This window comes from Geobacter argillaceus (genome assembly GCF_007830735.1).
GTDB classification, from domain to species: Bacteria; Desulfobacterota; Desulfuromonadia; order Geobacterales; family DSM-12255; genus Geomobilibacter; species Geomobilibacter argillaceus.
Window position 1 is genome coordinate 109,511 of the sequence record NZ_VLLN01000006.1, and the last position, 12,346, is coordinate 121,856.

The window sequence follows — 12,346 nt, forward strand, 5'->3', positions numbered from 1 at the left end:
TTCAGGGAGGATCCAATGGCACAAAAAATCGTAGCAGCCAGTGAAGCGGAATTAGATTATTCATGCAACCCGGTGCCGGAAAACGGGCGAATGTCGCCGTTTTCGCTCACCATGGCGTGGTGGAGCTGTTGCAGCGCCATGTTTTACGTGGTCGTTGCCGCTACCCTTGCGGCGGGGTTCGGCACCGTCAATACGCTCATCGGTATCGGCCTGTCGGTTGTCACCTATGCGGCGGTCAATGCGGTGATCAGCCGGTATGCCATCCGTACCGGATCGTCGGTGTCGCTGTTCTCGCGCATTCTGTTCGGGAGATCGGGCTCCGCCCTGGCCACGCTGATCTTTGCGGCAACAGCGGTCTACTATGCCGTGTTTGAAGGGTCGGTGATGGCACTGGCCGCGACCTTTCTCTTCTCAGGCCTGAGCTACAAGGTTGCCGCTCTGCTCGTGGTCCTGTACAGCGTGCCGCTCATCTTCGGGAGCGTCCAGCACTGGCTGGACAAGTTCAACGGCATCCTGCTTCCGGTGTACCTGCTCGGGCTTGCCGCTTCGGTAGGGCTGGCAATCAGCAAGTATGGGTACAGCAACGCCTGGTTGATGGCGGTGCCCAAAGGCGGCGCCCCGGCAATGGGGTGGTGGGATGTCTATGTGGCGTACATGGGGGTGTGGATTCTCATGATGTACTGCTTTGATTACGCCCGATTCGGCAAGAAATCCGATGAGGGGTATCACTCCCGCTTCAACTTCGGTGCTCCGTTCTACCTCATGTCGTTCCTGGTTGGCGGGCTCGCTGGCATCTTCCTGGTGCAGACCATCCCGATTGAAGGCGCCCTTTCCGAGGTGTCGGCCGTCAAAGCCATCATCATGATGATGGGGGGCTTCGGACTGCTGTTCGTATGGTCTACCCAAACACGTATCAACACGGCGAACTTCTATCTGGCCGCGGTCAACTTCGAAGCGCTGGGGAAGATGATCTTCGGTCGGCACATTTCAAAATATTTCTGGGCAGTCATGGTCGGCGCGATCGTCTATACGCTGATGCTTCTGGACGTATTCAGCTACCTGCTCAAGGCGCTGGCCTATCAGGGGATCTTTGTGGTGGCCTGGGTGGCCATTGCTTTGGCCTACATGCTGAACGATGCGAAAACAGAGCATCCGGAAGAAGGCTCCAAGGGTGACAGTGAGTATCCGGCATACAACTCGCGCGGGCTGGCCGCCTGGTTCGGCTCGGTGATCGTCGGTATTGTGATGATGAACATTCCGGCTGTAGCGTCCTTCTCGTCGCCATGCAGCGCCATCGCCGGCTTTGGCCTCTACCTGGCGCTCAGACCGAGGGGAAACGCGGTTCCCGCAAGCGCATAGACAAGCACCCCTCACCCCGGTCGGCTCCCTCAGGGAGCGGGAATGTTTTGACGCTATAGCTGAAGATCAGCGCTAATCGAATATCACGATAAGGAGAAAGAGATGAACGATAGCATGATGAGAATTGGGGTCCGGATTGTTGCGGTCTGTATTGTGAGTTGCGCACTGTCGCTGTTGGCTGGTCCAAGCCAGGCGGAAGAGTTTTCATGTACCGACCTGCAAGTCCTTTACACGCCATTCCTGGACAAGGGTGATCCCGACCTGGGCAACGGCATATTCACAAGCAGCAACAGGCTCACCGCGGCCAGGCTCGAGCACTACGGGACTTGGAAATACGGGGACAACTTCTTTAGCGTTGACCTTACCGAGGGTAGCAAGGTCGGGGGGAGCGGCTCGGGTTCCTTTGGCAGCGATACGGCGGCGCACCTGTTCCTCGTCTACGTGCCGCGGTTCAGCCTGACAAAAATAGCCAACAAACCCCTTAGCGGTTTCGTCAAGGACGTGTACCTGGCGGGACGACTGGAGCGCGCCAGTTACGGCAGCTACACGGCGGAAAACATAGGCGTCTCGTTCGACCTGAAGATCCCCGGCACGGTCTTTTTCGAACAGGATTTCTACGCCCGCAAAACGAATTATGACAAAGGGGTGGAATTCCTTTCCCGGACCGTCTGGCTGGCACCGTTTGCGGTTGGTCCGGTGGGGCTGCATTTCGATGGTCTTGCCCTGGTAAAGACGACTGATAACGGCGTCAATGCCTTCACGCAACTGGATTTTCTGGCTGATCTGTTGAAAAACGGCCGACTTCAGGCAGGTATCCGCCTAGAGTCGGCGTACTACAAGCATTACGACAGAAACACTCCCTACCTGATGGTGAAGTGGGTGTTCTGATCCTGCCCATCAGCAGTTACGTTGTTCGATGGGCCGTGTGGCAGCGGGCCGTATTGCCGTCCCGGCCACACGGCCCGCTGCCCGGATTCAGTGGTGATTTACGGATGTAGCGTGAGATAACGCAGTGGAGACACTGTTCGGGAGAGGGGAGGGGGGGAGCTATTTCACCAGTTGGTACTGATCTACGATTCTCGTGCGATACTCGGAAATATCCTTTTCCAGCCGCTGCAGGGTCGCTATTTTATCCTTGATGCTGTTCAGGTGAGTATCCAGCAGTTCCGTCAGCCGCGGCATGATCTTGTCCGGGATTCGATCCTCCCGGTTGTACAGCTCCGCCAGCTCCTTCATTTCGTCCAGGGTCAGCCCCAGGGTCTTCAGCCGCAGCACGAACTTGAACCGCTTCAGGTCTTTCTTCTCGTAGTAGCGCACCCCTCCCTCGGTCCTCTTGGGCGGCTCGACCAGACCGATCTTTTCGTACAGGCGGATGGTCCTTGACGTTATCCCCAGAGATTCGGAAAGATCGCTTATCTGCATGTGCTCTTCATTGCTCAGTCTCATACTTAACCTCAATGTCAATTAGTATCCTGCAAACCATTTCATTGTCAAGGTCAAATCTCGTTAGGACCTAACGTATAGCGAATTATGCGGGGATAACACGGCATTTTAACTCATGGGGCAAAGGACCTGAAGAAATATTTATAATGACGTTATTTAACTCCTTGACACCAGTGTCAAGTGTCGGTTATAAAATAGGTACTCGAATACTGATTTATGATTTGATGAATTTATAATTGGTAGCACATTAAAAGTCTGTCTGGATAGAAGGCCATATCAAGGGAGGAATGTATGAAGATTCTAGTCTGCATCAAGCAGGTACCGGACATGGAGTCCCGGTTCAAGCCCAACAGCCAGGGTGTCTGGTATGACGAAGCCGATCTGGCCTGGCGCATGAACGAATACGACGAATACGCCGTCGAGCAGGCAGTGCAGCTGAAAGAACAGCTGGGTGACGCCCCCGAGATCACGGTCCTGTCCATCGGCCCGGACCGGGTGGGCGAGGCGATCAAGAAGGCGTTGGCCATGGGGTGCGACCGGGCCGCCCATATCCAGGACCCGGCTGCAGCCACCAAGGACCCGTGGCAGATTGCCTCCATCATTGCAGCCTATGCCAAGGATCAGGGATTCGACCTGATCTTCACCGGCCTGCAGTCCCAGGACCGGGGCTCGTCCCAGGTAGGGGTAACGGTGGCCGAGATTCTCGGTCTCTCCTGCACCACCACCATTGTCGGCTTTGCCTACGATAACGGCACCATCACCGCCAAGCGGGAGCTGGAAGGCGGCATCAAGGGCGTGGTGAAGCTGAAGACCCCGGCCGTGGTCACCTGCCAGCTGGGTCTGAACGTTCCCCGCTACCCGACGTTGCCCAACATCATGAAGGCCAAGAAAAAGGAGATCCAGGCGGTTCCGGTCGGCGATCTCCTCAAGGACGAGGCGCTGGCCGCCACGGCGAGCTTCCATGCCCCGGCCAAGAAGGGTGGCGGCATCGTTCTCGAAGGCGATGTGGGTGCCCTGGTCGACCAGTTGGTGAACATTCTTAAAGACAAGACTGCGGTCTTAAGGTAGGGGGGACGACATGAAAGCATTACTCGTTGGCGAATACCGGGAAGGACAGCTCCTGGAATCAACCTATGAACTACTCGGCTTTGCCGGCCAGCTCGGCGCCGATACCGCCATGCTGCTGGTTGGTTCCAGCAGCCAGCTCCCGGCCTATGGCGGCACCCTGTACCTGGCCGATGTGGCGGCGTGCGGCGAATACAACCCGGACCTGCACAAGAAGCTGATCCTCGACACCGTGGCCAAGGAAAACCCTGACTACGTCGTCTTCCTGCACTCGTCCTACGGCTGGGACCTGGCTCCCCGCGTTGCCGCACAGCTCAAAGTGGCCCAGGTCTCCGAGATCACCGGCCTCGTCGACGGCGGCTTCGAAGTCGGCGCCTGCAACGCCAAGATGCGCCGTACCGTCAAGCCGGCCACGGCCAAGGCGGTCCTGACCATCCAGGCCGGCGCCTTCCCGGTTGCCCAGCCCGGCGGAACTCCGCAGGTCCAGCAGTTGAGCGCGGCAGGGGGAAACGGGGTCGAATTTGTCGGCTATGAGCCGGCCGAAGCCAAAGACGTCGACCTGACCCGGGCCGAGATCATCGTCAGCGCCGGACGCGGCATCGGCAAGAAAGACAATGTGCCGGTCATCGCCGCCCTGGCCAAGGCGTTCGGCGGGGAACTGGGCGCAAGCCGTCCGGTGGTGGACGCCGGCTGGGTGGAGCACAGCCATCAGGTAGGGACCACCGGCCAGACGGTCAGCCCGAAACTGTACGTTGCCTGCGGCATCTCCGGTGCCATCCAGCACCTGGCCGGGATGAAGAAGTCCGACTTCGTGGTGGCGATCAACAAGGACAAGGATGCCCCGATCGGCGAGATCGCCGACGTGCTCGTGGTTGCCGACGTCCTGCAGTTCGTGCCGGCATTGACCGCCAAGCTGGCAAAGTAGTCCGATCCAATTCCTGAGCAGTCGGTTCAGGGCAGCACCATGTACCTTCTCGACCTCCGGGGGTTCCACCTCGGAGGTCTTTTTTTGCCGATTGTAATTTTTTTTTTCGGACAAACCGCCCCGCACCCACCTCATCACTCATTTCCTCCCCCAAAACCCACAACTGCAACATTTTGTTACAGTTATCCGTAAACCCCCATCAATAGGCGCATCACAAGGCCAAGTGTAACATATTGTTACATCACATTTTGTTACACCTCATGTCGTAACCCCATATAACCAGCTGATATTGCGCACAAATTAAAATGGCACGGAAATTGGTATAGAGAGGATTGATCGCTGACCGTTGCAGATCGTTTCAATACCTATCAAGAGGAAACCCAATATGCTCCAGAGTACGAACTCCACCCTGCCGCGCACTACCGTTGCCCATGAAGATGGCAAATCCTACCTCTATTTGATTTTCGACACCTTTGATCCCGTGAGGCTGCATGCCTCGACCCTCAAACCGGACATGGTGGAACGGGTGATCCTGATCCAGGATCTGAATGACCGGAACCGATTGTATGCCCTCCTGGCGACATTCAAGCGCAGCCTGGCTGTTCTGGTTCCTGCCGGCGCCCTTCATCTCGATCCTGACCATCCGCACCGGCACAACCTTGATGCCTTCCGCGACTGGCTGGACATGCATGTGATCGACAAACGGGAGCTCCGTTTTGCGGAGCCGGAGAGTTATGAACGGATTGTTACCCAGGGGGTGGTCCGTCGCACTGATTTTTCCAGCCGGGAAGACAGCGAAATAAGGCGACAGTTCAACGGCTGGAGGTTGGGGGGCAGACTCTCGTGCATAAGCGTGTGAAGGGGGAGCAGAAGGCATTACATGCTGAATGACATTACCGTATCTTTTGGATGGAGCAAACGCCATCCCTACCTATATAGATTGACAACTTGGAGGCAACAATGAACAAGCAGTACGAAATGGTCACCAGCCTGCAACACATGTTTCATCCCAACACCATCGGCGATGTCCGGAGACTGAAGCTGGAGTTCCTGATCTACCGGCTCAAGCGGTTGCTGTTGGCGCGGGAACGGTACGGTTACGAGGAGATGGAAATGATCTGCCCCATGCACGAACTGGAAGAGATGAAGACGCTGTTTGCCCGGATGGATGCACTTCCCGACGCGTTGGAACAGTTGGAAAACGGCTTCAGGAAGATCATTGCGCGCATGGATTCGCTGGACCTGCCGGCTGACTGTAATTCCGGGGTCAACTGCTGATCACCATGCGCCGGTTCCCGTCCGAACAACGATCCATTCCACCCGTGCCAGCCGGCAACGGTCCGGCCGTTGGATCACCCGCTTTGCTGATAGCGCAGATCCTGCATGACAATCTGCTCCAAGGCGTTGTCGTAGAACGGTTTGCGGCAATCAACACCGTTTACGGCGCCGCTGTGCATCAGGGTGATGAGCCGGCAGCCGCCGAAGCACAAGGGGAGGTAGGCGCAGTCGAGGCAGGCGTCGTTGCGCCAGCAGTCCAGATTGTGGGACTGGCGGTAGTCGGTGACTCCGCTAGCCAGGGTGCCGACGGAGAGTTCCGGCCACCCCATGAAGGCCGGGCACTTGTAGAGGGAGCCGTCCCAGTTGACCACCAGATCGTTGTCGAACTCCACCATGCAGGCCCCCATGGTCGGTTTCATGGCCGCAAAGCCGCGCCTCAGGGTCTCCTCACGCAGGAAGAGGGCCGCCTCGGCCAGCCACGGCTCGCCGGAGGTGACGCAAGCACTCCCGGCATCATGGACGGACGGTCGGCCGGACTTGGGGAGGATCGGTGCGAACATGACCGGGCCGAGTGTTTGCGGGTCGATCCCCGCGGCCAGGAGCAGATCGAGCATGGCAGGGAAGGCGCGGTAATTCTCTCTGGTGAAGTTGCCGCCCGGGTTGAGGGTGACCAGGTCGCAGACCGCCTTCGTGTTGGCGACGATTGGCGCGAAGCTCCCCTCACCGGAGACAAAGGGGCGCTGAAGGTCGTGGATCTCGGGCGGGCCATCCAGGGTGATCTGGGCGCTCTTGAGCCCGAACGGGAGGAGCTCTTCCACCACAGGGCGGGTGAGCAGGGTACCGTTGGTGACCATGCTGCACGAAAACCGGGTGCCGCACGCCTGAGCGGCGTCCCTGAGCGGCCCGGCGATCGCTTTGAGCATCGGCACGGAGAGGAGCGGTTCGCCGCCGTAGAAGCGCAGTTCCACCTCCCGTCCCCGTTCGATCTGCTCATGCAGGACATGGTCCACCAGGAGCTGGGCCGTAGCCTCTCCCATGGCGTCGCCGCGCCGAAAATCCTCCTCGTAGCAGTAGCTGCAGGCCAGGTTGCAGGCGAGATTCAGGACCACCGTGGCCTTGAAGCGGCTGCTCCGGGCGTTGGTCTTCTCCACCAGGGAGGCCATGGCGGCCCGCTCTGCGGCCGGGTCGTCGACGACCATCTCCAGGCGGGCAAGGGCGGCCCGGTCGCTGTCGCCCAGTGTGTCGCTGCGGGCAGCGGCCAGGAGCGCAGCGGAGACCCGGACGGTCGACCCTTTTTTCGTGGAATACAGGATATGGGAACCCGGCCGGTCAGGGCAGGGAAAGATCTTCAGGTAGCGGGAGAGGGGCATGGGCAGGCTCCAAAAAGAAGGGGGGCAACGCCCCCCGACTCCGGTAGAGATGGACGGTTCAGGTTCGAGCAGTGTTATTAGCGCAGCAGCTGTTCACCTCTTCGGTGCTCTCCCGCCCCTCGTCCAGCACTTCCAGTTCCTTGGTTTCCGTTTCCATTGCCGTTACCTCCGTTGGTTTGAATTACATCCCGGTCGGGATGGTTAGACACATGTTCATTAATGGAATCTTCTGTAACAGTTTTTTATATGTAATGCAAGTTTTTTATACTCATTCGGTTTTTTGCGGATTTTTGTTATTGTATAATAACTAGCCGATGATTGCGCAAAACTGCACCATCCGGTAATTTATACTTATTCACATCGTACCCGCTATGGAGATTGTCAGATATAATGATTGAAAGTGTGACTTGGAAATCTCTGAAACACTCGGCTATCTCAGCCGGGAAGTGGTCATTGGCAGCTACTTTGTTTGGGACGTGTTTGGACTTGATAAAAGTTATAATACTTACGCGCCTTCTCAAACCGACCGATTTCGGTCTGATGGCAATTGCGACTCTCGTTGTTACACATTTTTCAACATATTCCGGTTTAGGTACTGGTCCTGCAATAATCCAACGTCAAAATGTCTCAAGACAGCAACTCTCCAGCATATTTTGGCTCAATATTTTCATTGCATTGATTATCTTTGCTGTAATTTGCGCGATAACTCCTCTAGTAACGGCATTTTTTCGTGAACCGCTCCTCTCATCAATTATACCGGTTATGGCCTGCAGCTTTCTTATAATGTCACCAGGGAATTTAGTTTCTTGGTTATTGGAAAAGGAGCTTCACTTTGCCCTCCTGTCAAAGCAAGATATAGTGATCAAAGTCATTGAAATTTTGGTAACAATTATTGGAGCTTTCTGCATGCAAAGTGTGTGGGCTCTTGTTTGGGGATTTTTAGCCCGATCTACAGCAGGTTCTATCTTGTATGTATGGGCTGGCTATTCGCGTTGGCCGCTTATGTTTCATTTCAAATGGGAAGATATACGTGGTTTTATGAGATTTGGTTTCTTTCAGATGGGAGAATGTAGCATTATGGATATAGGTTCCAGACTTGACCAACTCCTAATTGGAAAACTGTTGGGAACAGCAGAACTTGGTTTCTATAATTTTGCAATAAACCAACTTATTGGCCCATTGAGTACGTTTAATCAAATCCTGTCGCGAGTTTCATTCCCTATTTTTGCCTGTATGCAATACGACATCACAGGGCTCAGACACAGTTTTCTAAAGATGATCAACCTATTGAGTGCCATCAACGCATCGCTTCTATTCGGTTTGGCAGGTATTGCGCCACTATTGATACCCCTTGTTTTCGGTGCACAATGGACACCTTCAGTATTACTAGTGCAGCTTTTAGTTATGTATAGCTTTATTAAGTGTATCAACGAACAGATTCGAAGTCTTGTATTGGCCAAAGGTCAGGCTGACATCAGTTTCCGATGGAACCTTGGTCTTATGTTTGCCAGCGCGCTCTTCATTGTATCTGGAGCTAAACAAGGAGGAATCTTGGGCGTTGCTGTTGCTCTTATCGTGCTAATGGCAAGTGCTTTGTTGGCAAGTTATATCTATATGTTAAAGCCGATAATTGGTTCCAGTGGGAAAGAATACTTTACGGCCATAGTTAAGCCTGCTGTATCGGCGCTCCTGATGGGAGGGTGCGTCTGGTTTGTCTCGTCGGTCAGTAACCATTCGTATAGTTGGCTTACTGTTGAGATATGCGGTGGAGTTTTGATCTACTTGACACTGCTTTGGTTCACAGATCGTTCATTAGTATTAGGTCTTGTTGCGGGTGCGGGGTATGGGAGAGAAAAGTAATTAGGGGAGCCGAGGCTCCCCGTTTTGCTGATGGTTAGTTTTGACGCGCCATATTGCTAGATGAACAGCAGGTGGTCAATTGGTCCGTGTCTTCCCGACCTTCGTCAAGCACTTCCAGTTCCTTGTTTACCGTTTCCATGACGTTACCTCCAACTATAGATTTCCATCCCGCCAGGGATGGTGCAGCAGCTTGAACTCTGGACAGCAACGGGATTTTCTGCTAAGGTGCCACCTCCCGTTAAGGGGCAAATCATGATGCACTCATTAAGTGCGTATCGTCTAACGTGTTTCATTCTTAAGGAATTAATCCTGCGTCGAAATTTTCCTCAAATATTGGTGATTGTCCTCCTGGTATTACTGGGTCGCGTCACCACATCCTGGGGCATATCGCTTGACGAAGCCGATTCCATCGCCCTCCTGACCGGAGAACCGGAGCAGACCGTCAGCACGGGCCGCTACCCCCGTCCTGCATCCAAGATAGCCGAAAACATCACCGTCATTACCGCAGATGACATTGCCCGGATCAACGCCCACACCCTGGCCGATGTGCTGCAGACCGTGCCTGGGATACAGCTAGACCAGCTACAGACACCTGGCAGTTGGACCTTTTTCTCCATTCAAGGCGCATTGAGCCGCCATATTCAAGTACTGATCGATGGGGTACCGCAGAACTTCCTGAGCGTCGAGAATACCGGTGACACCGGATTGATTCCCGTCCAGCAGATCGAGCGGATCGAGATCGTCAAAGGGGCCGCCTCCACTGCCTGGGGGCAGGCGTTGGGTGGGGTGGTGAATGTCATCACCAAGTCCCCTGACCCGGACCGGGCCGTTGGCGGCACCGCCTCCGCCTCCTACGGCGAACGGTTCACCACCGACCTGCGGGGTGAGCTGACCGGTACCGTCAACCGTTTCGGCTACTACCTGAACGGCGGCAACCTCCACTCTGATGGGCTCGTGCCCGGCAACCGCATCAATTTCAATCACGCCTCCGGAAAAGTGGTTTACGAACTGCCGAACGCGGGAAACATCACCTTCGATCTCGACTTCCGGGATTCCTTCCGCGGCCTGGAAGACTCGGTGGTCATCGACGGTCACGACTCCAATGAGCAGCGGCAGTCCCATTCATTCCTGAATTTCAACTACCCCGTGACCGACCGTCTAATGCTGGAAATGATGGGATGGCTGAGCCGCAAGGAGTCGGAGACCAAGTGGGGGTTCCTCAGTTCGCCAGCCCTGCTGACAGATAACAAGGCTAGGCAAAGTGCCCGGGGAGCCAATCTCCGGCTTACCTGGGGCGACCAGTTGACCAACCTGGCGGCCGGCCTGGAGTACGAGCACGACAGCCTCACAAACAGCGAACCGATCAATCAATTTCCTACTGAAAATTTCAAGCGTTCCCTGGATCGTCTGGGGATCTACCTGAATGGTGGCATTTCCTTCGGTCCCCTCACGCTACTTCCTGGCGTCCGTTTCGACCACACAGGCCTCGACGACGACGCCCTAAGTTATTCTTTGGGAGTTACCTATCGCCTGACCGAAAAGACCTTGGCAAGGGCCTATGCCGGTCGTGGCTACAGCTTTCCTGTCACCACCACCTTGCGCAACCGGCTGCAACAGGTCTGGACCGTGCAGACCGGCGTGGAGACGAGCGAGATTCCGTACCTCTGGCTGAAGGGGACGCTTTTCTACAACGATACCTGGAAGATCGAAGATCCTGACTTTTCCACAGACCAGCCGACCATAAACCTGAGGGAGCAGATCAAGCAGGGATTCGAGCTTGAAGCGCGGACCTTCCCGCTGTATGGCTTTGTCCTGACCGGCGGTTATACCCTTACCGACGCCCGCGACCGCGAGACCAAAAACCGGCTTGAGAAGGTCCCGGTTCAGGGTGCCAAACTGGCGCTCAATTACGACAACGACAAGATGGGTCTGCGCGGGGCGCTGACCGGCAACTATGTCTGGTGGAACGCCCCTGCATTTGCCAACGGCAAATACTCGGCGATCATCTGGGACCTGCATCTAACCCATAAACTCTGCCCGAAAACCGACCTGTCGCCCGAACTGTTCATTTCGGTCCACAACCTCTTCAGCGGTTCCCAATATGGGAATTCGCTCTACCCGAATCCCCCCCGCTGGTTCGAGGGTGGCGTGAGGTTCCGGTTCTGATGCGAGCGCTTTTCCTTTGCATAGCGCTCTTCATCCTGAGCGCGCTGCCTGCCCTGGCCACGGACGTGCTGATCCTCCAGTCCAGCCAGAGCCCGGCGTATATGGAAGCGCTGCGCGGCTTCAGAAGCGCATTCACGGGATCGAGCAACACCATCGTCATCGCCGACTACGCCGAGGTGGACGCGGTCCGCCTGGTGAAGGAAGAGCGCCCCAGACTGGTGCTGGCCGTGGGCGACACGGCCCTCGCCGCCTGCCGCAAGGTCCGCCAGGTGCCGGTGGTCTCCCTCATGTCCCTCTCCCTGACCCTGGCGAAAGTGACCAACCCCAACATCGGCGGGGTCGGAGTAGTGGCAGCGCCGGAGCGGTACCTGAGCCTGTTCAAGGCCATCGGCGCCGGACGGGTGGGGGTCCTGTACGACCCGAGACGCAGCGGCGCCTACCTGAAACGGGCACAGCAGGCGGCACGGCGGCTGGGGATTGACCTGGTGACCCGCGAGGTCAGGAACCCCAAGGAGACCGTCGGCCGGCTGGAGCAGCTCAAGGGGAGCGTGGACGCCCTCTGGATGCTCCCCGACACCACGGCGGTCACGCTGGAAAACCTGGACGCCTATTTCCGCTTCTCCCTGGAACAGCAGGTGCCGCTGATCACCTTTGCCAGCCAGTACCTGGGCAAGGGTGCGTTTGCCGCCCTTGAGGCGGACCGTCTCGACCAGGGAAGCGTTGTGGTCGAGCAGATCCGGCGGGTCCTGGGCCGGGACGGGGAGCCGTGGGTGGCCGATCCCCGCAAGCTCCGCCTGTCGACCAACGCCAGCGTTGCCAGCAAACTCGGCATCCCCATTTCTGGTCTGGAAAGGATTGTGCGGGATACGGAGGAATGACC

At 56.4% G+C, this 12,346-nt stretch carries 12 protein-coding genes; 9 read left to right on the forward strand and 3 right to left on the reverse strand.

Annotated features, from left to right (window positions below; all coding sequences use genetic code 11):
* Positions 1-15: 15 nt before the first annotated feature.
* The gene (locus tag JN12_RS06790; protein WP_145020126.1) at positions 16-1,359 is read left to right on the forward strand and encodes a purine-cytosine permease family protein; all 1,344 of its coding nucleotides are present in this window, start codon (positions 16-18) and stop codon (positions 1,357-1,359) included.
* 102 nt (positions 1,360-1,461) lie between these two features.
* Entirely contained in the window at positions 1,462-2,247 is a 786-nt protein-coding gene (locus JN12_RS06795; RefSeq protein ID WP_145020129.1) for a hypothetical protein, read from the forward strand.
* 159 nt (positions 2,248-2,406) lie between these two features.
* Here JN12_RS06795 and JN12_RS06800 read toward each other — a convergent pair whose 3' ends face one another.
* Positions 2,407-2,805: a MerR family transcriptional regulator gene (locus JN12_RS06800; protein WP_145020131.1), complete on the reverse strand. Its 399-nt coding sequence runs from the start codon at positions 2,803-2,805 to the stop codon at positions 2,407-2,409.
* Positions 2,806-3,093: 288 nt separating this feature from the next.
* On the opposite strand from JN12_RS06800, the gene JN12_RS06805 reads away from it, so the two are divergent.
* The 4 genes from JN12_RS06805 (at position 3,094) to JN12_RS06820 (ending at position 6,070) form a co-directional block, all read left to right on the forward strand.
* Entirely contained in the window at positions 3,094-3,870 is a 777-nt protein-coding gene (locus tag JN12_RS06805) for an electron transfer flavoprotein subunit beta/FixA family protein (RefSeq protein WP_145020134.1), read from the forward strand.
* Positions 3,871-3,880: 10 nt separating this feature from the next.
* Positions 3,881-4,792 (forward strand): electron transfer flavoprotein subunit alpha/FixB family protein, encoded by a 912-nt coding sequence (locus JN12_RS06810; RefSeq protein ID WP_145020137.1) that lies wholly within the window; start codon positions 3,881-3,883, stop codon positions 4,790-4,792.
* Between the two features lie 385 nt (positions 4,793-5,177).
* Positions 5,178-5,651 (forward strand): hypothetical protein, encoded by a 474-nt coding sequence (locus JN12_RS06815; RefSeq protein WP_145020140.1) that lies wholly within the window; start codon positions 5,178-5,180, stop codon positions 5,649-5,651.
* 101 nt (positions 5,652-5,752) lie between these two features.
* Entirely contained in the window at positions 5,753-6,070 is a 318-nt protein-coding gene (locus tag JN12_RS06820) for a hypothetical protein (protein ID WP_145020143.1), read from the forward strand.
* Between the two features lie 74 nt (positions 6,071-6,144).
* Here JN12_RS06820 and gptM read toward each other — a convergent pair whose 3' ends face one another.
* Both gptM and gptA read right to left on the reverse strand, forming a co-directional pair.
* Complete coding sequence (gptM, locus tag JN12_RS06825; RefSeq protein WP_145020146.1) at positions 6,145-7,440, reverse strand: geopeptide radical SAM maturase; 1,296 nt, start codon at positions 7,438-7,440, stop codon at positions 6,145-6,147.
* Between the two features lie 58 nt (positions 7,441-7,498).
* Entirely contained in the window at positions 7,499-7,597 is a 99-nt protein-coding gene (gene gptA, locus JN12_RS06830) for a geopeptide (RefSeq protein ID WP_145020149.1), read from the reverse strand.
* Between the two features lie 233 nt (positions 7,598-7,830).
* Here gptA and JN12_RS06835 point away from each other — a divergent pair, with 233 nt between their 5' ends.
* The 3 genes from JN12_RS06835 (at position 7,831) to JN12_RS06845 (ending at position 12,344) form a co-directional block, all read left to right on the forward strand.
* A complete protein-coding gene (locus JN12_RS06835) occupies positions 7,831-9,300 on the forward strand; it encodes an MOP flippase family protein (protein WP_145020152.1) in 1,470 nt (489 codons plus the stop codon).
* 336 nt (positions 9,301-9,636) lie between these two features.
* Entirely contained in the window at positions 9,637-11,466 is a 1,830-nt protein-coding gene (locus JN12_RS06840) for a TonB-dependent receptor plug domain-containing protein (protein WP_246125779.1), read from the forward strand.
* Positions 11,466-12,344 (forward strand): ABC transporter substrate-binding protein, encoded by an 879-nt coding sequence (locus tag JN12_RS06845; RefSeq protein WP_145020155.1) that lies wholly within the window; start codon positions 11,466-11,468, stop codon positions 12,342-12,344. Before JN12_RS06840 ends, JN12_RS06845 begins: the two co-directional genes overlap by 1 nt.
* Positions 12,345-12,346 lie beyond the last annotated feature (2 nt).

Excerpts from the sequence above, each read along its gene's own strand:
- JN12_RS06795 (WP_145020129.1), top strand. The coding sequence starts at position 1,462 with ATGAACGATAGCATGATGAGAATTGGGGTCCGGATTGTTGCGGTCTGT.
- gptA (WP_145020149.1), bottom strand. The coding sequence starts at position 7,597 with ATGGAAACGGAAACCAAGGAACTGGAAGTGCTGGACGAGGGGCGGGAG.
- JN12_RS06810 (WP_145020137.1), top strand. The coding sequence starts at position 3,881 with ATGAAAGCATTACTCGTTGGCGAATACCGGGAAGGACAGCTCCTGGAA.
- JN12_RS06820 (WP_145020143.1), top strand. The coding sequence starts at position 5,753 with ATGAACAAGCAGTACGAAATGGTCACCAGCCTGCAACACATGTTTCAT.
- JN12_RS06845 (WP_145020155.1), top strand. The coding sequence starts at position 11,466 with ATGCGAGCGCTTTTCCTTTGCATAGCGCTCTTCATCCTGAGCGCGCTG.
- JN12_RS06800 (WP_145020131.1), bottom strand. The coding sequence starts at position 2,805 with ATGAGACTGAGCAATGAAGAGCACATGCAGATAAGCGATCTTTCCGAA.
- JN12_RS06805 (WP_145020134.1), top strand. The coding sequence starts at position 3,094 with ATGAAGATTCTAGTCTGCATCAAGCAGGTACCGGACATGGAGTCCCGG.
- JN12_RS06815 (WP_145020140.1), top strand. The coding sequence starts at position 5,178 with ATGCTCCAGAGTACGAACTCCACCCTGCCGCGCACTACCGTTGCCCAT.
- gptM (WP_145020146.1), bottom strand. The coding sequence starts at position 7,440 with ATGCCCCTCTCCCGCTACCTGAAGATCTTTCCCTGCCCTGACCGGCCG.
- JN12_RS06835 (WP_145020152.1), top strand. The coding sequence starts at position 7,831 with ATGATTGAAAGTGTGACTTGGAAATCTCTGAAACACTCGGCTATCTCA.
- JN12_RS06790 (WP_145020126.1), top strand. The coding sequence starts at position 16 with ATGGCACAAAAAATCGTAGCAGCCAGTGAAGCGGAATTAGATTATTCA.